The sequence below is a fragment of the Chryseobacterium sp. CH25 genome, assembly GCF_004119455.1.
GTDB lineage: Bacteria > Bacteroidota > Bacteroidia > Flavobacteriales > Weeksellaceae > Chryseobacterium.
Window position 1 is genome coordinate 105,130 of sequence record NZ_NRQT01000006.1, and the last position, 21,640, is coordinate 126,769.

The following is a 21,640-nucleotide window of genomic DNA, read 5'->3' on the forward strand; positions in this document are numbered from 1 at the left end:
GCACAAAAATAATTGTTCACTTCTATCAAAAGCTCAATTTTCGATAAACCCACTCATTTTATCGATGAAAATAAATTAAAAGGTAAAAACTCACCCTTTATCTAAAAGCTGTTTCAGAGGAAAAGACTGCACAATACCTTTGCTTCAGAAAATAACGAAAACAGAACCTGAAACTCCTATGAAACCGCATATCCTTCTTATCGCCACTTTATTAAGTGCTTTTGCAGCTGGACAAACGAAAGATTCTGCTAACAATGTAAAAACTATTGAAACGGTCATGGTAAATGGCAAAAAAGCTTTAGTAGAGCGTAAAGTAGATCGCCTTGTTTATAATATTCAAAACTCTATGCTATCTAATGGAAGCAGTGGAACTGAAGTATTAGCAAGCAATCCTCTACTTAAAGTGGATGAGGACAAAGGAATTGTTTCTATAGCTGGGAAAAACGGGGTTTCTGTAATGGTAAACGACAGAATGCTGAATCTTTCTGGTGTTGAGCTTATCAATTACTTGAGAAACCTTCGTTCAGAAAACATCCTGAAAATTGAGGTAATTACAACTCCCCCAGCAAAATATGAGGCCCAGGGAAACAGCGGAATTATCAATATTGTATTAAAAAAGAATGTAGATCTTGGCTGGAGCGGATATTTAAATACTTATTATAATCAAAGGACTTATGGGAGCTTTGGTGGTGCAACAGGAATCAACTACCAGGATAAAAAAATAAAGGCAACCGTAAAATTTCAGGGATTTGATACAGCAAAACGTTCTGTAGAAAACTTCAAGATTGTTGGGAATGAGTCTTCCTTCAGCAGAGATGAAAGAAGGGATATGTACAATGGTCTTGGACTTAATGCAAATGTTGATTATTCTCTTTCAGATCAATCTAATATCGGATTCATCTATGATATTACAAAAGGAAATATTGATATGGATATTTATTCTACTCAAAATTACTTCACCGGAAATACGCCTACGCTATTAACAGAGACAAACTCTCAGCACCGTTCTGCTTTTACAACACAAATGTTGAATACTTATTTTGATCATAAATTTGGAGATCATAAATTAAGCCTGGGATATAATTATTATGGCAATACTCCTGATACTCAGGTTAATTTTATCACTACAGATCTTTCGGATAGCTCTAAAGAAACGGTTCGAAATCTGTCTGCTGTAGATTATAAGATTTCATCCGCACAAGCAGACCTTACATTAAATTTTAAAAAAATACAGGTAGAAACCGGTGCTAAATACAGCCAGTTCTCCAATAATTCAGATATTGAATATTTTGATCTGAAAAATGGAAATTATGAAATTGATTTGAACAAAACCAATCAGTTTGAGTATAATGAGAAGAATTATGCAGCCTATATCAGTGCCGGTAAGGATTTTGGTGAAAAATGGTCAGCCAAGGCAGGTATCCGCTATGAATATGTTCAGACCAACAGCTACTCTCCTACTACACAGTCACAGACAGAGAACAATTACGGAAAGTTCTTTCCTACAGCTTATATCTCGTATAAAGCCAATAGCAGCAATCAGTTCAGTCTTAATTATTCAAGAAGAATTAACCGTCCTAGCTTTCATGCTTTGAATCCTTTCAGATGGTATTCTAATCCACGCAGTTATTATGCCGGAAATCCTGAATTGCAGCCTTCTTTCAATGATAATATTGAGTTTAATTATATTTTTAAAAATAAATTTTCCGCCAATCTGTATTACCAGAGAACAACCAATAATTTTGGTCAGATCTTATTTCTTGATTACCAATCTGTTACCAGCAGCTATTATAATTATTACAATCAGAATACTTATGGGATTAATTTCAATTATACAGATACCTTCTTTAAATTCTGGGAAAGTAATATCTCTACGTCTTTCAGTTATAATGAAACGCAGATTACGAAGTTCAACCTTATCCCAAAGAACGGACAGTCATTTTATTATTCATTGAAAAATACTTTTCAGCTCAATAAGGCTAAAACATTTTTCTTCTTCGTGAATTATTGGGAAACATTACCAACCAGAGATGGAAATACATATCAGAAAAACATGGGAAGCCTGGATGCAGGAATAAAAATGAGTTTTATAGAAAAAGCTTTTCAAATTAACCTTTCTGTAACAGACATCTTTAAACAAGGCAGATTCATAGGAGATGCTTATTATGCTGATAATACTCAATCTTTTAATAATTATTGGGACGCCAGAAAACTGAATATAAGTGTGACTTATAATTTTGGAAATCAGAAAGTAAAATCCAATACCAGAGCCGTTAATTTTGAAGAAAAACAAAGAGCTCAATAACTTAAAAACTTTTAACCTTCTCTATACAAAAACTAATAACCGTGAGAATTTGTAATGAACAGGGAAAGTTAAAAAGTGGAAGCTGGAAGAGAAAAGCTGAAAGTTATTCTTAATCATACACATACTGATTAAGGCCATAAAGTTCTCTTAAAAAAACACAAACATTTTAGGAAATTTATGACTTTCAGCTTTCCAGTTTCAAACTCCTACATTTTATTAGACTATTTTTCAAAACACTCAGAAATACCTTCCATACCATCATTGTGATAATATGCAATTCTAAAAATTAATAAAATTACCTAAGTACCTGTAACAAAGTTTCTTTTTTAGCGTCTAACCGGATAGTAGTAAAAAACATTATGAAAAAAACTCTATTCGCTATATCGCTGGTAAGCTCGGTATTTGCCTTTTCTCAGGAAAAAAATAATAGCACCAAAGAAAAGCAAATTGACGGCATTGTTATCACTAAAACTAAAAAAGCCGTTGAACAAAAAGCAGACCGTACTATTTTTGATTTTTCTGAACAGCCTCAACTTAATAACGGAAACGTTTTAGAAGGAATTAAAAAGCTTCCGGGTCTTGTATCTACAGATATTGCCGGGATGATGTATCAGGGAAAAATGCTGGATGTTTATCTTAACGGAAGACCTTTAAACATTACCTCCAATGAATTAAATTCTTTTCTTGAAAGCATGCCGGCCAATTCTGTAGAGAGAATTGAAGTCGTTACGCAGCCGGGAGCAGAATTTCCTGCTACATCAGGAGGTGCTGTGATGAATATTATTACGAATAAAAACGCCAACAAATACCTAAGCGCCACCTATTCCGGAAATTACACCTTCACCAATTACGATAAATACAGAAGCAGAACTACCAATTCCATTAATTTAAATGCCAGAAATAAATATTTTGGATGGCAGCTTAATGTGGGACAAAATTATCGTGAAAGTATGATGAATACACAGCAGGATGACTTATTAAACGGTAATACAGATCGATTTGCCCGTACTTATTTTGCTAAGGCAGGGGTAACTTTTGATCTTGGACAGGACAGACTATTGCTGAATTACGATATTTATCACAATAACAATGATAATTATACTTTAAGTAATGGTAAAGGTGACCGAACCTACGATAAGAATTCACCTAATAAAGTTTATATCAGAGACTATACTTTCGGATCTTCAGATGCTGCAAGAACCAATACAGTAAGGCAGGAAGCCGTGGTAACTTATCAGAAACGCTTCTCTGATAAATCTCAGAAATTAGACTTCCAGCTTGGTTATACAAAGGCATACACTAAATTTGGACAGGATAATATATTCTTTGACAAGACTTTTGAAGAAACCTCTACCCTGCCTGAACAACGTCTTCCAACAACAACTCAGGGAAATCTGTTAAGCAATAATTCTGATATGAGAATTGCTAATCTTAAGGTTGATTATTCTCAACCCATCAAGTTTCTTGATGGAGGAAAAGTGAGTGCCGGAGGGTTGTATGAAAGACAGGATTATGATACGGAAAGTAAAGGGTTAAAAAACCTTGAATACCAAAGACAGACAGCTTCTACTTACCTTGAATTTCAGGCTAAATTGAAAAAGTTTGACTTCACTTTGGGATCACGTTTTGAAAACTATGACATTTCAGGAGTCACCAGATATTTTGATAAAGATGAAAAGCTTGTTCAGGCTGACCTGCTTCCATTTAATAAGTTTAAATTCTTTCCGAATGCCAGTATACAGTATAACCTGATGAACCAGGTATATGTGGCTGCGAATTACAACAAAAAGATAAGCTTACCAAGTATTTCTGCTCTAAACCCGAATAATACCACATTTGGAGGGCCAAATACTCAAATCACTGGTAATGCCAATCTTCAGCCTACCATTTTTGATAACTATGAGTTGAAAATTTCGGCTTTTGATTATGCATTCATAGGATACAGTGTAAGTTCAGCCAGCAATCAGGTGGCACAGATCATTAGAAAAGATGGTAGAAATCTTTACAATGAGCAGATTAATATCTCTAACATGAAAATTCACAATTTCAATGTTGGACTTCCTGTTCCATTTCAGATTTTTACCAAGTCCATAGGTGAGATTATGAAATCGAACTTCAATCCTGACAAAATGAATTTCATGTACATTTATGCGGGATATCAGAAACATGAGATTGATAACCTCAACAATAAAGGATTCTGGATTCTTAACCTGATGACCCAGTTGATTCTTCCAAAAGATATTAAACTGACAGCGAATTACAGCTATCTGACACCAAAAGCAGGATATTTTTACTTCACGGCAGAGAAGCCATTTAGCAATAACTTAGATATTACCCTGACGAAAAAGTTTATGAACAATCGTCTTACAGTCTCAGTTTTTGCGAATGATATTTTCAATGGTCAGATCATGCAGGTACGTTCCAATCCACCATTAGGAGAGAATGTAATGCTTAGAACAAAATACGATTCAAGAAACTTCGGAATTTCCATCAATTACAAAATTCCAACAAGAAATAAATTGGCGAAAGAGGATCCAAACATCCTAAACCAAACCAAGAAAGAGGATAACGGTGGCGTTATGCAGCAAGGGCAATAATAGATTTAAATGATTAATAACCGAAAATGAGGCAGTGATACGATTACTGCCTCATTTTTATTTTTATTGATTCTATACTGATGACAAAGATATCTCACGCAGATTTAGTAAATAACGCAGATTTTTTTTCATAGAGTTATAACACTCCCACACTAAGATCTGCGAAATCTGTGTGATCTACGAGAAACAAAAATCTCATCCATCTTAAAAATCTAAGGTTTGAAATCTCCAGTTCAGCGTATCAATTAAAGTTAACTGATTGAGATTTACAGGTAGATCCGTAATAATTTTCAAGGTTTGAAGCGCCATCATGCTCCCTACAATTCCTGGAAGAGCACCCAAAACTCCCAAGCTGTCACAATCCGGCAATTCTTCATCAAAAGGTGGCTCAGGAAATATATCCCGTAAATTTTTACTTCCTTGATGATTGAACACGGCCATCTGTCCGGAAAACCCTAAAATACTTCCATAGACCAATGTTTTATTCAATGCAACGCAGGTATCATTTACCAGATATCTTGTTGAGAAATTATCTGAACCATCTACAATAATATCATATTGAGAAAGTATTTCTGAGGCATTGGAAGCATCAATCTTTTGTTCAATCCCAATTATTTTCACATGATGATTGAGACTGTTTACAAACTTCTCAGCACTCGTGATTTTCAGAACTCCTACTTCGTTTTCGGTATGAATGATCTGGCGATTGAGGTTATGAAGTTCTACCTGATCAAAATCTGCAATGCCTATAGTCCCAACTCCTGCCGCTGCCAGATATTGAATCACCGGACTTCCTAACCCACCAGCACCTATCACAAGAACTTTTGAAGCCATTATCTTCTTTTGCCCTTCCAATCCTATTTCCTCAATAAAAATCTGACGGCTGTATCTTTTAAAAACATCTTCTTGCATTCTGAACTATATAATTTAAACTCCGCTATAAACAGCATCCCAATCTTTCATTACCGGATCATATCCTGATTTTTTAATCATCGTTTTAATTTCTTCCATGCTTCTTTCATCACTGGTTTCAAACTGTTCCAGAGATTCCTTGTCTACGGCATATCCACCCGGGTTGGTTTTTGAACCTGCACTCATCGTTGTGGCTCCCAATGCTACAATATGATTTCTGAAATTTTCATTTTCTCTTGTGGAGATCGATATTTCAAGGTCTTCATTCCAGATTCTGTAGGCACAGATCAGTTGCAGTAAATCTTTATCTTCCATAATAAAATTAGGTTCAATGATTCCTTCTGCAGGTCTCAGCCTTGGAAATGACACTGAAAATTTACTTTTCCAGTACTGCTTTTGAAGATAATCGATGTGAAGAGCATTGAAAAAGCTGTCTACCCTCCAATCTTCAAGCCCAAGCAATACTCCCAATCCCATTTTATGAATTCCGGCCCGGCCAATTCTGTCGGGAGTATCCAGGCGAAAATAGAAATTGGATTTTTTACCTTTCGGATGATATTCTTTATATACTTCCTGATGGTAGGTTTCCTGATATACCAATACAGAATGTACTCCTTCTTCATGAAGAAGTTTGTACTCTGATTCTTTTAAAGGCTGTACTTCAATGGAAATATTAGAAAAATGAGGTCTCAGTAAACGAACAGCATTCTGAAAATAAGGAACCCCTACTATTTTATTGGCTTCACCACTCACCAGTAGAACATGGTTTACTCCCATTGATTTTAAAACAGTGCTTTCTATCATCAATTCAGAGTCTGAAAGTATTTTTCTCCTAAGGTTGTTATCAAGACTGAATCCACAGTAGGTACAAATATTCTGACATTCATTACTCAGATACAAAGGCGCATACAACTGAATGGTCTTTCCAAAGCGTTTTTGAGTTAAAGCTCTTGTCATATTCGCCATGAGCTCTAACTCCTGTGAAGCTGCTGGGGAGAGCAGGTTCAGAAAGTCATCCAGTGTTCTGTTTCTTTTCTGAAGACTGTTTCTAACCTCGGAAATTGTCACTTTTTCAAGTCTGGTTTTTACTTCATCCCATTGGTACTGTTCGAAAACCTCCTTAAAACTATTCATGATTCTGATTTTTATTCAAACAAAAACGAAGTTAGCGGGCTTGATGCTTCAGCATGGTTCGCTATAGCTCCCAAACCGGATTCAAAAGCTCTTCTTCCGGCAATAACGCCTTCTTTAAAAGCAACAGCCATATTCACCGGATTTCTGGCCACTGCAATAGCGGTATTCACCAAAACAGCATCAGCTCCCATCTCCATTGCTTTTGCAGCATCAGATGGTGCTCCAATTCCGGCATCTACAACAACAGGAACGTTACTTTGGCTGATGATAATTTCTAAGAAATCCAACGTCCTCAAACCTTTATTTGTCCCAATAGGCGCCCCTAAAGGCATTACGACAGCAGTTCCTACATCTTCAAGACGTTTGCATAAAACCGGATCAGCGTGAATATAAGGCATTACGACGAAACCTAATTTTGCTAACTCTTCCGTTGCATACAGCGTTTCAATAGGATCTGGTAATAAATATTTTGGATCCGGGTGAATTTCTAATTTTACCCAGTTGGTTTCTAAAGCTTCTCTGGCTAATTGTGCTGCTAAAACAGCTTCTTTAGCTGTTCTTGCCCCTGAAGTATTGGGCAAAAGGTGAACATTAGTTCCTTTTAATGAATCTAATAAATCATCTTCGGCCGATTGAGCATCAATTCTTTTTAAAGCCATTGTAACCATGTTAGATTCTGACGCAACAACAGAGGCTGCCATATCTTCAAGACTTCCGAATTTTCCTGTTCCTAAAAACAATCTTGATTCAAAAGTTCTGTCTGCTATTATTAATTTTTGATTATGCATATATCATTGCTTTTTTAAATTCATTAATGATGGTCGGCTGGCTAGTAATCTGCCCTGAAACAGCTGCTCCATAAATTCCGATCTGCTGTAATGTCTGAATATCTTCAAGGCTTACCCCTCCAATCGCAAATATTCTAGGAATCATCTTTCTTTTTTCCTTGAGTTGGTTTATAATTTCCTGATATCCTTCAAATCCAAGAATAGGACTGAGCTTTTCTTTTGTAGAAGTGAATCGTAATGGTCCCAACCCAATATAATCACATGATTCTTCTATTCTTTGAAGGACATCTAAAATTGTATTGGCTGTTCCGCCAATGATCTTATCCTCATCTAAAATCATTCTTGCTTCTTCAATGGAACCATCATTTAACCCTAAATGGACTCCATCAGCATCTATTCTCTTTGCCAACTGAACATGATCATTGATTATACAGATTGACTGATATTCTACGCAAAGTTTCTTTGATGTTTCACAAAGGTTTATTAATTCATTTTCAGGAGCATTTTTCCAACGGATCTGTATCCATTTAATCCCATTATCCAAGGCTTTCCGGATATTATGTTCCTGTTCCTGTCTTGTATTTCCCTGTGAGATGTACTGTAATTTTTCCATATTGACTATGAATGTGTCCCGAATAAAGAGGGATTACGTTTTTTTAATTGTTCGATATATAATTTCCCTTTTCTACAAGCAAATTCAAGGTTTTCACCTTTTGATTGCTCTCCTGCATTTTCTAAATACGTATAAAGGTTCATCACTTTCCCAAACTGCTCCCAATAAAGCAACTCCATCTACTCCAAGATCAAAGACTTCCTGAATACGGTTGGAATCAATTCCACCTAAGGCAATTAGCTTCACGTCCTGATTATTTCTTTCCTTCAAACTTTCAATTACTGCTGAATCAATTCCATATCCTTTTTTGGAGATACTTGGAAAGAATGGGCTTATGAAAGCATATTCCCATTCTTTTTCCAATGTATTATAAGAGTTAATTTCATGAACAGAGGTTGAAATTATATTTCCATTCATAAAAGGCTTGTATTTTCCTTCCTTTCGGTCTTCTTCTCTGAAATGAAGTCTTGAAATCCCGTAGTTTTTTCCAAGGTTATAATGACTGTGCAGCACCAATTGCCCGTAAAATGATTCATCAATACTGTTGATAAAATCAGTCATTTCTTCCCTGCTGACAAACGGTTTCCTGATATGGAGCAGATCCAAACCATCCTGAAACATCTGATTGATGATCTCTGATTCGTTTGGAACTATAGTTTCAGGAGTGATGACTAGAATCATATATAAATTTCCTTTCCTTTTTCAATAAATTCCTGTGATTTATCGAACATTCCCTGTTCAGCAGATTCACGGATTTCCTGTGTGATTTTCATAGAACAGAATTTTGGCCCGCACATCGAGCAGAAGTGTGCAATTTTAGCTCCGTCAGCTGGAAGGGTTTCATCATGATAAGCTCTTGCTGTATCCGGATCTAATGAAAGATTGAACTGGTCTTCCCATCTGAATTCAAATCTCGCTTTGCTTAATGCATTGTCTCTGTATTGTGCTCCTGGATGTCCTTTTGCCAAATCTGCCGCATGAGCTGCTAATTTGTAAGTAATTACACCCACTTTCACATCATCTTTATTCGGAAGCCCTAAATGTTCTTTTGGTGTTACATAACAAAGCATTGCACACCCGAACCAGCCGATCATTGCTGCTCCGATTCCTGAAGTGATGTGGTCATAACCAGGCGCAATATCAGTGGTTAAGGGACCCAAAGTATAGAAAGGAGCTTCGTCACAGACCTCCAATTGTTTCTCCATGTTTTCTTTAATCATGTGCATTGGAACGTGACCTGGACCTTCAATCATCACCTGTACATTATGTTTCCAGGCAATTTTTGTCAGTTCACCTAAAGTTTCCAGTTCTGCAAACTGCGCAGCATCATTGGCATCTGCAATAGAACCAGGGCGCAGACCATCTCCAAGAGAGAAGGCTACATCATACTTCTTCATGATCTCGCAAATCTCCTCAAAATGAGTATATAAGAAGTTTTCCTTGTGATGATACAAACACCATTTCGCCATAATAGAACCGCCTCTGGATACGATTCCTGTTACTCTGTTTGCAGTAAGATGAATGTATCTTAATAAAACTCCGGCGTGAATCGTAAAATAAGATACTCCTTGCTCTGCCTGTTCTATCAAAGTATCTTTAAAAACTTCCCAGGTTAAATCTTCCGGTACTCCTTTTACTTTTTCAAGTGCCTGATAGATTGGAACTGTACCGATTGGAACCGGACTGTTTCTGATGATCCATTCTCTGGTTTCATGAATATTTTTTCCTGTGGAAAGATCCATAATCGTATCTGCTCCCCATCGGCAGGCCCAAACTGCCTTTTCCACTTCTTCATCAATACTTGAAGAAACAGCACTGTTCCCGATATTCGCATTAATTTTTACTAAGAAGTTTCTTCCAATAATCATCGGTTCACTTTCAGGGTGATTGATGTTATTTGGAATAATAGCTCTTCCGGCAGCAATCTCCTCTCTTACAAACTCGGGAGTGATCTTACTTTTCGGAGTATTAGCTCCAAAACTGTTTCCAATATGCTGGCACGCCATTTCTTTTGGAACAGACTGCAATTGTTCTATTCTTTGGTTCTCTCTGATGGCAATATATTCCATTTCCGGAGTAATAATGCCTTGTTTTGCATAATAAAGCTGAGTAAGTTCTTTTCCTTCCTGAGCCACTTTAGGCTTATGGTCGTATGAAAAGCGTAATGCATCAAGTTTAGGATCAGCCAAACGTGCTTTTCCGTATTCTGAGGTGATTCCATCAAGTATAACAACATCTTCTCTATCCAGAATCCATTGTTCTCTTATTCTCGGAAGCCCTTTCTGAATATCGATTACAGCATTTTCATCTGTGTAAGGCCCCGAAGTATCATAGATTGTTACCGGAGCATTTTCTTCAAAATTTCCATTAGTCAGCTTAGTAGGACTAAGCTGTATTTCACGCATTGCTACATTGATAGGATGAATTTTTCCTTCAATATAAATTTTCTTTGAGTTCGGAAATGGCGAACATGTAATTGAATGAGCCATAAATATGGGTATTAAGTATGAGAATTATCCGCCCTGAGTGGCAGTAATGATTAAAATTGAATCCAGGTTGTTAAGGGAAGTTTCCGCCCAGGCAGACAGCGGAACTATGCGATTGTTAAGGGCTACAGCAATACCTTTCTTTTTTCCGGGTAATTCCATAGCCAGTAATGCTTCCAGGTTTTCAGGAAGTATATCAAATGTTTTTCGGGTGTGGTTGATTATAAGTTCCATTCCTAATAATTTAAATATACTTTAGGAATGGCTATTATTGTACAATAGAATGTACAGCAAAAGTCATCTACTTTTCCCTACGCTGGTATAATCCAGATCAGGTTCAAAGGGTAAAGTCTCAGTCTGTAAGAACAGACACCCCTAAAGTGTGGGACGAAGTTAGTTATTTTTTCAGAATGGGCAAAATTGAATTTTCCAGAAACAAAAAATCCCACTTAACAGCAGGATTTTCTTCTTTTATTCTTCACAAGCTCTCCAGATCGCATCATTCTGCGGAACAGGGGCTATAATTTCAATTTTCTCCTTAGTAACAGGATGAATAAATTCCAGTTTCCTTGCATGAAGGTTGATTCCTCCATCCGGATTGGAACGTGGAGAACCATATTTTAAATCTCCTTTAATCGGAACTCCAGTTTTAGATAGCTGAGCTCTAATCTGGTGGTGCCTTCCGGTTTCAAGATCTATTTCAAGAAGCAGATAATTATCTAAAGTTTTGATAACATTGTAGGTTAAAATCGCTTCCTTCGCTCCTTCTGTAACTTTTGGAAAGACAATCGCCTTATTATTCTTTTCGTTTTTCTTTAAATAATGAACCAGGCGCTGACTTTGTGGAATCATTTCTTTGCCCACTACCGCCCAATAAGTCTTTTTAACCTCCCGGTTTTTCACCATCTGAGTGAGACGGGAAAGTGCTTTCGAGGTTTTAGCATAAATTACAAGCCCGGAAGTAGGACGATCTATACGATGAACCAAGCCAAGAAAAACATTTCCCGGCTTAGCATCTCTTATTTTTATAAAATTCTTGATGGATTCCAATAGTGATTCATCACCGGTTTTATCGCCCTGTACAAGCTGACCGACTTTTTTATTCACTACCAGAAGATGGTTATCTTCATATACAATCTGCTCCTTCATCCAGTTTATCTGTTTCTGTTTCTATTTGACATTGAAAGAATAATCCCAGCCAAAAGACCAATTGTTTTAAGCCCTGAAATCATTGAACTATCTGGCAATAAAGCTCCAACCACACAAACTGCTGCTGCTGCATACATAGCATACATGAAGTTTTTATTGGTCAGCATCGGTGCCTGAATAAAGAAACTTGCCCCTATCAGCACATAGAAAACTTTTCTTGAAAGTAAATGATTGATCTCAGGTGAAAATAAATTGAACCAGCCTACAGCAAGACAGATTAATGCTGCAATAGATAAAATCCCCTGAATAGATTGTTGTTGATTTTGCATGAATTAATAACTTTCGTTTTGGTTAGGGAACTCTACGTTCTTTACATCTTTTACATATTGAGATACAGCTCCAGTAATTTCTGTGTAAAGATCAAGGTATCTTCTTAAAAATTTTGGACTGAAACCTTTGTTCATTCCAACCATATCATGGTACACCAAAACCTGACCGTCACAGTCTGCTCCGGCACCAATTCCAATCGTTGGGATAGAAATGCTCTCAGTAACTTTTTTAGCTAAGTCAGCAGGAATTTTTTCCAATACTACAGAAAAACATCCTAACTCTTCTAAAAGTTGAGCATCAGCAATCAGCTTTTCTGCTTCTGCCTCTTCTTTTGCTCTTACTTTATATGTTCCGAATTTATAAATAGACTGTGGCGTTAATCCTAAGTGTCCCATTACAGGAATTCCTGCATTGATGATTTTTTTAATAGATTTTGAAATTTCTTTTCCTCCTTCAATCTTCACAGCATGAGCACCACCTTCTTTCATCATTCTTACCGCAGACTCTAATGCTTTTTCAGGATTACTCTGATACGTTCCGAATGGCAAATCTGCCACCACTAAAGCCCTGTCAGTTCCTCTTACCACACTTTGTGCATGGTAGATCATTTGGTCTAATGTAATAGGTAAAGTAGTTTCAAAACCTGCCATTACATTGGCTGCAGAGTCTCCAATCAAAATAGCATCTACTCCGCCTGCATCTACCATCTTTGCCGTGGTAAAATCGTAGGCAGTAAGCATTGTTATTTTTTCCTTGTCGAATTTCATTTTACGCAAGGTTTCAGTCGTAACTTTTTTAATTTCAGAGTGAACAGACATAATTTATCTATTTTTTAAAAGTTAAAAAGTCGGCTATTTAGCCGACTTAAGTTTTTATGATTTTTATAAAACTACGTGACCGAGTTTCATGAGTTTATCGTGATTCAGAATCTTGATGTTTCGTCCATCAACTTCAATCAGATTATCCTGTTTGAATTCTGAGATAAGACGAATGGCACTTTCAGTAGCAGTACCAATAATGTTGGCAATTTCTTCTCTGGTTAAAGAGATTTTAATGAAACCTTCCGGATCTACCCCTAATTTTTGTTCCAAAAGCAGCAATATTTCAGCCAGCCTTTCTCTTACCGTTTTCTGGGCAAGGAACGTTATGGTATTGGAAGATTCTCCTAATTCGTAAGAAATTTTCTGAAGCATTACGAAAGACAGTTGCGGATCTACTTCCAGAAGATACATAAAGATATCTGCTGGTAAGAAGACACATTCAATGTCTGTCATGGCTTCTGCTTTGGCCTGGAAATTTTCCCCGCAAAGCAAAGAACGATAGCCGATAATATCCCCTTCTTTGATAAATCTTAAAATCTGATCTTTCCCAAATGCTCCGGATTTTGAAAGTTTAGCGGCTCCTTTTTCAAGCACAAACACTCCTTTCGGAGTCTCTCCATCCTCGAAAATAGTATCGTGTTTCTGAAAACTCAATCTTTTTTTACCGTTAATATATTTTTCAAAATCTGCGCTAGAAAGTCTTTCCTTAAAAGATTTATCATTAAAAACTCTGGCGAACCTCTCTTCAATTGCTATCTGTTGTTCCTGCGGCATTTTATATGATATTTATCACAAAAATAGAACTTTTTAACTCGATAAACAAAAAAAATTGTTATAATTTTGTAGTTCAATAATTTAGGGAGGTGAGCGAGAACTGTTTTCATTGTGGTCAAGGGATAGAAAAAGAGAGAATTTTGTTTGATGAAAGGACTTTCTGTTGCAATGGCTGTAAGTCTGTTTATGAAATTCTGAATACGAATAATTTAAGTAATTTCTATGAACTTAATAAAGGGGCAGGAATTCGTCCGAGTGATGAAAGTTCTACCCAATTCGCTTATTTAGACACTCCTGAAATTTTTGATAAAATTACCGATTTTTCTGAAGGAAATACCAGTCTTGTTACCTTCAAAATCCCTGTAATTCACTGTTCTTCCTGTATCTGGCTACTAGAGAGTCTTCATACCCTGAATCCTTATATTAAATATTCTCAGGTTAACTTTACAAGGAAGACCTTACAGATCTCATTCAACCATAATGATCTAAAATTAAGCAAACTAGCTAATTTCTTAACGAATTTAGGATATAAACCTGTTATCAGCCTAGAAACCGCTGAAAAAAACGTTGACCATCTTGACAAATCACTTCTTGTAAAATTTGCCATCGCAGGTTTTGCTTTCGGAAACGGGATGTTTTTGGCATTCCCGGAATATGTAGGGGGTGAAGATTACTGGATGGAACATTATAAAGGGCTTTTCAGGGTTCTTATGTTCTTATTAGCCTGCCCGGTTGTATTTTATTCCGCTTCAGATTATTATAAGTCTGCCTGGTATGGACTAAAAAATAAAATTATCAACATTGATGTTCCTATTGTACTAGGAATATTAGTTCTCTTTGGAAGAAGTATTTACGAAATTGCAACAGGATATGGTCCCGGATATTTTGACACCCTTTGTGGACTTCTTTTCTTCATGCTAATGGGTAAACTGTTCCAGAAAAGAACTTACAGTGCACTTTCTTATGACAGAGATTACAAATCATTCTATCCTATTGCTGTAACAAAAGTAGATTTTGAAGGAAAGCAGGAAAATATTCTTCTTTCTGAAATAAAAGTTGGAGACAGAATTTTAGTTAGAAACCAGGAAATCATTCCGGTAGACGCTATTTTAATTAACGGGGAAGGAAACATTGACAACAGTTTTATTACCGGAGAAAGTGAAAGTATCAGTAAACAACCGGGAGACAAAATTTTTGCCGGAGGAAAACAGATAGGATCTTCTCTTGAGCTGGAAGTCATCAAAGATGTAGATCAGAGTTACCTTACCCAGCTTTGGAATAAAGAAGCTTTTAAGAAACATGAGACCGGTCTTGACACATTGACCAACAACATCAGTAAATATTTCACCTTCATTATTTTAGGTATTGCATTGATTTCCGGAATTTACTGGGCATTCATCGATTTGGAGAAAATGTTCCAGGTAATTTCAGCAATTCTGATTATTGCATGCCCATGTGCGCTTGCATTGTCTGCACCGTTCACTTTCGGACACATTATGAGGATCTTAGGCCGAAATAAGTTTTACGTAAAAGATACTTTAACGATTGAAAAAATTGCAAAATTAGATACCATCGTTTTTGACAAAACAGGAACCATTACCCACAGAAAAAAATCCAACATCAAGTATGAAGGATCTGAGATGAATGAATTCGATCAACTTAACATCAAAACGTTATTAAAGAATTCCAACCACCCTCTTTCTAAATCTCTCTATGAATTTATAGAGCTGAATGATAATTATTTCCCTGTTGAAGATTTCCAGGAAATTTCAGGAAAAGGCTATGTAGCCAATGTAAGAGGAAACGTTTATAAAATTGGTTCTGCGCGTTACAACAATCAGGAACCAAAAAATCTGGAAACCGCTGTTTATATCAGCAAAAATGACGAATTCTTAGGAAAATTCATCTTTAAGAACGAGTACAGACCAAAACTTAAAGACCTGTTTAAAAAACTCACCAACTACAAAATATTTATTCTGAGTGGAGATAATTCTTCAGAAGAAAACCAACTTAAAGAACTTATTCCAAATTACAAAGGAATGGCTTTCAACCAAAGCCCTGAAGACAAATTAAATTACATTAAAAACCTTCAGGATCAGCACATGAAAGTAGCCATGCTTGGGGATGGACTGAATGATGCAGGAGCGCTAAAACAGAGTAATGTAGGAATTGCTATTGCTGATGATACCAACAGCTTTACACCATCTTCTGATGTGATTATGAACGGTGAAAAAGTAGTTACTTTAGACAACTACCTGAATGTCTGTAAAGGCTCGATTACTATTGTGAAAATGACATTTATAATCAGTTTTCTTTATAACATTGTTGGGTTAAGTTACGCAGTTACAGGCCACATGCATCCGCTTTTTGCAGCAATTATCATGCCTGTAAGTTCCATTACCGTAGTTACCTTTACTACAGTTTCAACTTGGATACTAGGTCGAAAATACTTCAAAAACCGGGCTTAAACCCGCTTATTTAGACTGATTTTAAATTAGCTGAAATCGGCATTTCGTGATGAATGTCATTATTTTTCACTAAATTTGAACCCCGAAAATAGGTTAATTTTGTTGTCCAATGGATATTCTATATTTAATGATCGTCTGCAGTGTTTCTTTAGCTGCGATCTTCCTGGTCGTATTTATAGTGTATGCCAAAAAAGGGCAGTTTGAAGATGATGAATCTCCGGCTGTCAGAATCCTTTTCGATGACGAAGTCAAAGAAAAAAAGGAAAATGGCGACAAAGATAAAGACGATAAAGAAATAGGAGAAAATAATAAAAATTGAGAAAAATAGTGAATAGTTGATATGGAAACACAAAAGTTTAGTTATGACAATAGTATTGTCCGTGCGTTCCTCTATGCAACCATAATCTTTGGTTTCATAGGATTTACGTTCGGGCTTACGGCGGCATTAATGCTTTTCTACCCTGAATTACCAGAATTCTTATTCGGTACAGATGATACAACCATTAAAAGTTTAGCATCGGGTAACATTCAAGGGTTAATAAACACTCATGGAGCGTTTGGTTTTGGTAGAATCAGGATGTTGCACACCAATACCGTGATCTTTGCGTTCGTGTGTAATATTGTTTATGTAGGGGTATACTACTCTACGCAAAGATTATTGAAGACAAGAATGTACAGTGATACATTATCTTGGATTCACTTCTGGACATGGCAATTTATGATTGTTGCTACGTTCATTACGTTCTTTATGGGTATTAATACTTCAAAAGAATATGCTGAACATGAGTGGCCAATCGATATTCTGATTGCATTCTCATGGATCATTTTTGGAGCAAACATGATTCTCACTATTTCAAAGAGAAGAGTAAGACACCTTTATGTTGCTATTTGGTTCTATCTTGGAACTTGGGTAGCAGTAGCAATGCTTCACATCTTCAACAACCTTGAAGTTCCATTATCTTTCTCTGGCTGGAAGTCTTATTCTGCATATGCAGGAGCAAAAGATGCCATCGTACAATGGTGGTATGGTCACAATGCGGTAGCATTCGTATTGACGACTCCGGTTCTAGGTTTAATGTATTACTTCTTACCAAAAGCAGCAGACAGACCTGTATTCTCATATAAACTGTCTATTATTCACTTTTGGTCACTAATCTTCGTATATATCTGGGCTGGTCCTCACCACCTTCAGTATACCGCTCTACCAGCATGGGCACAAGCAGTAGGAACTGGTTTCTCTATCATGCTTATTGCGCCATCTTGGGGAGGAATGTTAAATGGTCTTCTTACGTTAAGAGGAGCTTGGGATAAAGTAAGAGAAAATCCTATCCTTAAGTTCTTCGTAGTTGCAGTTACTTGTTATGGTATGGCAACGTTTGAAGGACCGCTTTTAGCAACTAAAAACATCAACAAAATTGGTCACTTTACAGACTGGGTTATCGGTCACGTACACTTAGGAGCTCTTGGATGGAATGGTTTCATGGCATTCGGGGTTATCTATTACCTGGTACCAATTATGTGGAGAACAAAAATTTGGTCTGTAAAATTAGCTAACTGGCATTTCTGGTTAGGGACATTAGGAATCATTTTCTATGCAGTACCAATGTATATTTCTGGATTCACACAAGGATTAATGTGGAAACAATTCAACCCGGACGGAACATTATTATGGAAAAACTGGTTGGATACAGTAACTGCGATTATTCCTTACTTTAAAATGAGATTCTTAGGAGGTTTATTCTATATTTCTGGAGCTATCCTAATGATCGTTAACGTAATTGCTACAGTAAGAAAAGGATCATTCCAAAAAGAAGTTCCTGCTGAAGCACCTGCATTAGCAAACATCGGAAACAAACGTAAAGAAGGAGAAGGATTCCACCTTTGGTTAGAAAGAATGCCATTACTTTTAACAGTATTGTCATTGTGTACTATTTCCATCGGAAGTATGGTAGAAATCATCCCTACTCTATCTCTTAAGAAAAGTGTACCTACTATTTCAGCAGTGAAACCTTATTCTCCGCTTGAACTTGAAGGTAGAGATATTTATATCCGTGAAGGATGTAATGCTTGTCACTCTCAGATGATCAGACCGTTCAGAGATGAGATTACAAGATTTAACGGTAAAAACGGACAGTACTCTAAAGCTGGGGAATTCGTATACGACAGACCTTTCCTTTGGGGATCTAAAAGAACAGGACCGGATTTACATAGAGAAGGTGGTAAAAACCCAAGTTCTTGGCACTACAAGCACATGTATAACCCAAGATCTACATCTGCAGGTTCTATCATGCCTCGTTACCCTTGGTTAATTGCTACTGACTTAGACAGATCTAAAATGGTAGACAAAATTAAGCTGATGAAGAATACATTTGATGTACCTTATACAAAAGCTCAAATTGACTCTGCTAATACATGGGCAGATAACCAGGCTAAGAAAATTGTAAAAGATATCTTCTCTGAAGCAAATGACTTGAAAGAGGCTTATGCTAAGAAACCTCAGGGAGAATTAGAGAAAAAAGAAATTGTAGCTCTTATTTCTTACCTACAGAGATTAGGGACAGATATCAAAACAACTGAAATTAAAACAGCAAGTAATAACTAAAAACATTAAAAGGTTAGTATGATTCCTCAGAACTTTAAAGATATATTATCCAATACAGAAAATGCTGGCTTCTACCAGACACTGGCTCTGATTTTCTTTATGCTGTTCTTCGTAGCTCTGGTAATCTATGTTTTTAGCAAGCCTAAGAAATATTACAAAGAGGAAGAAGAAGCTCCCCTTGGAGAGGATGAAGACGACGATTTTAATTTAAAAAATTAAACTATTTTTTATGAAACAAAGAACACCTGTTGTTGTAAACATCTTGATAATAATCGGACTTTTAATAGTTTTTTATTATTTGTTTGTGCAGAGCTACGCGTTCCTAGCTTCGCCTTACTTCTGGGGAACTGTTGTTATTGGTAGTATCCTTGCCTTTATCCACAGTGCTATTGGAGATTTGATTGAAAACAACAAATTCAAAAAATTATCTCCGGAAGAGAAAGCAGCTTATTTAGCAGAAAAGAAAGTTCCTTTCTTCAAAAGAATGTATGCAGCTGCCTTTAAAAAGCAATCTGATACAGAAGAAAAAGATATCCTTATTGACCACGGTTTCGACGGAATCATGGAGTTGGATAACCAATTACCAAAATGGTGGGTAGGTTTATTCTATTTTGGGACTGCTTTTTGTATTGTATATATTGCAGCGTATTCATTTACAGATTTCGCTCACCCGTTAAGCGAGTATGAAAAAGAATACAAAGAGCAATTGGCAAGCATTGCAGCTTATGAAGCAAGCCAGCCTCCTGTAACAATTGAAACAGCTAAGTATTCAGCTGATAATATTGCAGAAGGTAAAGAATTATTCAAAACAAACTGTGCATCTTGTCACAAAGAAGACGGTAGTGGAGGTATCGGTCCAAACTTAACAGATAACCACTGGATTAACATGCCAGAGAAAACGTTATTCAAAAACGTATTCCACATGGACTGGAATGGTTCTCCTACTAACCCTGCGATGAGAGCATTTGGTAAAAATGGAGAAGTTTCTGGAGCTGAAATTGAAAAAATTGCAGCGTATGTATATCACATCAACCAGGAATTACCACCAGTAACTCCAGCTCAAGGAGGAGCAGCTCCTCAAGGAACTGAAGCACACTGGGAAAAAGAATAATCTAAAAAATTAGAAACATATGAAAAAAACATAATTTGTTATTACCTTAAAAATAGTAACGAATTATGTTTTTTCTTTTTTAAACACATTACAATATGTCAGACATAGAAGAAATAGAAGTACGAGGCGGACAGGGACAGGTTCTGGACCCTGAAACTTACAGAGATTCTATAGGGACAATGGAGCAATCCGGTAAAAGAAGATGGGTATTTCCTAGAAAGCCAAAAGGGAAATATACCAACTATAGAAACATTGTAAGTTATCTACTATTAATTATTTATTTTTCATTACCGTTCATCAAAATCAATGGTAACCCATTGCTGATGTTCAATGTGATAGACAGAGAATTTTTCATCCTTGGACAGCCTTTCTATCCACAAGATTTCTTTATCCTTACTTTAGGTGCTATCGCATCCTTAATCTTTATTATCGTTTTTACGATTGCATTCGGAAGAATTTTCTGCGGGTGGATTTGCCCTCAGACAATTTTTATGGAATCTATCTTCCGTAAAATCGAGTATCTGATTGAAGGTGACCGAAACAAGCAAATGAAGCTGGACAGACAGGAGTGGAACAGTGAAAAGATCTGGAAAAGAAGTCTGAAATGGTCTGTTTACGTTGTTATTTCACTTATCATTACTCACTTCATGTTCATGTATATTGTTGGGTATGAACAAGTATTCAAAATTGTTTCCGAAGGGCCATTTACCCATCCTACCAACTTTATTGTAATGATTCTTCTTACTGCTGCATTTTACTTTGTATTTGCATGGTTCAGAGAACAGGTATGTACATTGGTTTGTCCATATGGTAGACTTCAGGGTGTATTGATTGATAAAGATACCATCAATGTTTTCTATGACTTCAAAAGAGGGGAAGGAAGATCAAAATGGAGAAAAGGAGAAGACAGAAAAGCTGCTGGTAAAGGAGACTGTATCGATTGCCAACAATGTGTGGTAGTATGTCCTACCGGAATTGACATCAGAGACGGGCAACAGCTGGAATGTATCAACTGTACAGCATGTATTGATGCCTGCGATGAAGTAATGGAAAAAGTAGGCCTTCCAAAAGGATTGGTAAGATATGCTTCTGAAAATGAAATTGAGAAAGAAACTCAGTTCAAATTCACAGGAAGAATGAAAGGATTCAGTATTTTCTTATTCCTTCTGGTAGGATTCTTAGGATACCTTCTTTACAGCCGTGGAGAAATGGAAGCTAAATTCATTAAACCTGCGGGCAGTACATTCTTTGTGAAAGAAGGAAAAATTATCAATACTTATAATTATACCTTCCTGAACAAGACCAATGAGAAGAAAATGGTTACCATCAAGGTCATTGCACCTGCTCATGGTGAGATCACTTACAGTGCATCAAGCAAAATTCCTGTAGACAGGGATAAAATTTCTAAAGGAACAATCAATATCAGCTTCCCTGAAGATGAAATGAAACTTTCCAAACAGAACATTACAATCGGAGTTTACGATATGAAGGGTAAACTTATCGATTCTTATCAAACTTATTTTGAAGGACCATTCAAACTGCAATTTTAA

Annotated in this window: 19 protein-coding genes and 1 riboswitch; of the genes, 8 read left to right on the forward strand and 11 right to left on the reverse strand. The window is 36.5% G+C overall.

The genetic code is table 11. The features are described 5' to 3' along the window. The first annotated feature begins 178 nt into the window (after positions 1–178). Together BOQ64_RS15540 and BOQ64_RS15545 are read left to right on the forward strand one after the other, a co-directional pair. Positions 179–2,305, forward strand: a complete 2,127-nt coding sequence (locus BOQ64_RS15540) for an outer membrane beta-barrel family protein (protein ID WP_129059106.1) — start codon at positions 179–181, stop codon at positions 2,303–2,305. Between the two features lie 359 nt (positions 2,306–2,664). Beyond that, complete coding sequence (locus BOQ64_RS15545) at positions 2,665–4,902, forward strand: TonB-dependent receptor domain-containing protein (protein ID WP_129059107.1); 2,238 nt, start codon at positions 2,665–2,667, stop codon at positions 4,900–4,902. Between the two features lie 204 nt (positions 4,903–5,106). Here BOQ64_RS15545 and BOQ64_RS15550 read toward each other — a convergent pair whose 3' ends face one another. The 11 genes from BOQ64_RS15550 to BOQ64_RS15600 form a co-directional block, all read right to left on the reverse strand. Further along, the gene (locus tag BOQ64_RS15550; RefSeq protein ID WP_129059108.1) at positions 5,107–5,814 is read right to left on the reverse strand and encodes a HesA/MoeB/ThiF family protein; all 708 of its coding nucleotides are present in this window, start codon (positions 5,812–5,814) and stop codon (positions 5,107–5,109) included. Between the two features lie 15 nt (positions 5,815–5,829). Next, on the reverse strand, positions 5,830–6,948 hold the full coding sequence (gene thiH / locus BOQ64_RS15555; RefSeq protein ID WP_129059109.1) for a 2-iminoacetate synthase ThiH: 1,119 nt from the start codon (positions 6,946–6,948) through the stop codon (positions 5,830–5,832). An 11-nt stretch (positions 6,949–6,959) separates the two neighbouring features. Continuing rightward, entirely contained in the window at positions 6,960–7,736 is a 777-nt protein-coding gene (locus BOQ64_RS15560; protein WP_129059110.1) for a thiazole synthase, read from the reverse strand. Beyond that, positions 7,729–8,349: a thiamine phosphate synthase gene (locus BOQ64_RS15565; RefSeq protein WP_129059111.1), complete on the reverse strand. Its 621-nt coding sequence runs from the start codon at positions 8,347–8,349 to the stop codon at positions 7,729–7,731. The genes BOQ64_RS15560 and BOQ64_RS15565 overlap by 8 nt, the downstream gene beginning before the upstream one ends. 93 nt (positions 8,350–8,442) lie before the next feature. Then, positions 8,443–9,030 carry a thiamine phosphate synthase gene (locus BOQ64_RS15570; RefSeq protein ID WP_129059112.1) on the reverse strand — a complete coding sequence of 196 codons (588 nt, stop codon included), beginning with the start codon at positions 9,028–9,030 and terminating at the stop codon, positions 8,443–8,445. Further along, positions 9,027–10,838, reverse strand: a complete 1,812-nt coding sequence (gene thiC / locus BOQ64_RS15575; RefSeq protein ID WP_129059113.1) for a phosphomethylpyrimidine synthase ThiC — start codon at positions 10,836–10,838, stop codon at positions 9,027–9,029. The genes BOQ64_RS15570 and thiC overlap by 4 nt, the downstream gene beginning before the upstream one ends. A 24-nt stretch (positions 10,839–10,862) precedes the next feature. After that, the gene (thiS, locus tag BOQ64_RS15580) at positions 10,863–11,069 is read right to left on the reverse strand and encodes a sulfur carrier protein ThiS (RefSeq protein ID WP_129059114.1); all 207 of its coding nucleotides are present in this window, start codon (positions 11,067–11,069) and stop codon (positions 10,863–10,865) included. Between the two features lie 57 nt (positions 11,070–11,126). Next, a riboswitch (TPP riboswitch) is annotated at positions 11,127–11,222 on the reverse strand. Positions 11,223–11,306: 84 nt separating this feature from the next. Next, positions 11,307–11,984, reverse strand: coding sequence for an RluA family pseudouridine synthase (locus BOQ64_RS15585; RefSeq protein ID WP_129059115.1), 678 nt, complete (start codon positions 11,982–11,984; stop codon positions 11,307–11,309). Between the two features lie 5 nt (positions 11,985–11,989). Beyond that, positions 11,990–12,313 carry a hypothetical protein gene (locus BOQ64_RS15590; RefSeq protein ID WP_129059116.1) on the reverse strand — a complete coding sequence of 108 codons (324 nt, stop codon included), beginning with the start codon at positions 12,311–12,313 and terminating at the stop codon, positions 11,990–11,992. A 3-nt stretch (positions 12,314–12,316) separates the two neighbouring features. After that, complete coding sequence (gene panB, locus BOQ64_RS15595) at positions 12,317–13,132, reverse strand: 3-methyl-2-oxobutanoate hydroxymethyltransferase (protein WP_129059117.1); 816 nt, start codon at positions 13,130–13,132, stop codon at positions 12,317–12,319. A gap of 63 nt (positions 13,133–13,195) precedes the next feature. Then, positions 13,196–13,909: a Crp/Fnr family transcriptional regulator gene (locus BOQ64_RS15600; RefSeq protein ID WP_045501403.1), complete on the reverse strand. Its 714-nt coding sequence runs from the start codon at positions 13,907–13,909 to the stop codon at positions 13,196–13,198. Positions 13,910–13,998: 89 nt separating this feature from the next. On the opposite strand from BOQ64_RS15600, the gene BOQ64_RS15605 reads away from it, so the two are divergent. From BOQ64_RS15605 to ccoG, 6 genes are all read left to right on the forward strand, one after another. After that, positions 13,999–16,377 (forward strand): heavy metal translocating P-type ATPase, encoded by a 2,379-nt coding sequence (locus BOQ64_RS15605; RefSeq protein ID WP_129059118.1) that lies wholly within the window; start codon positions 13,999–14,001, stop codon positions 16,375–16,377. Positions 16,378–16,486: 109 nt separating this feature from the next. Further along, positions 16,487–16,696 carry a cbb3-type cytochrome oxidase assembly protein CcoS gene (gene ccoS, locus BOQ64_RS15610; RefSeq protein WP_066695691.1) on the forward strand — a complete coding sequence of 70 codons (210 nt, stop codon included), beginning with the start codon at positions 16,487–16,489 and terminating at the stop codon, positions 16,694–16,696. Positions 16,697–16,717: 21 nt separating this feature from the next. Then, entirely contained in the window at positions 16,718–18,979 is a 2,262-nt protein-coding gene (ccoN, locus tag BOQ64_RS15615; RefSeq protein WP_089739057.1) for a cytochrome-c oxidase, cbb3-type subunit I, read from the forward strand. An 18-nt stretch (positions 18,980–18,997) separates the two neighbouring features. Next, the gene (locus tag BOQ64_RS15620; protein ID WP_045501410.1) at positions 18,998–19,198 is read left to right on the forward strand and encodes a cbb3-type cytochrome oxidase subunit 3; all 201 of its coding nucleotides are present in this window, start codon (positions 18,998–19,000) and stop codon (positions 19,196–19,198) included. Between the two features lie 10 nt (positions 19,199–19,208). Then, the gene (locus BOQ64_RS15625; protein WP_129059119.1) at positions 19,209–20,090 is read left to right on the forward strand and encodes a cbb3-type cytochrome c oxidase N-terminal domain-containing protein; all 882 of its coding nucleotides are present in this window, start codon (positions 19,209–19,211) and stop codon (positions 20,088–20,090) included. A gap of 95 nt (positions 20,091–20,185) precedes the next feature. Further along, entirely contained in the window at positions 20,186–21,640 is a 1,455-nt protein-coding gene (gene ccoG, locus BOQ64_RS15630; RefSeq protein WP_129059120.1) for a cytochrome c oxidase accessory protein CcoG, read from the forward strand.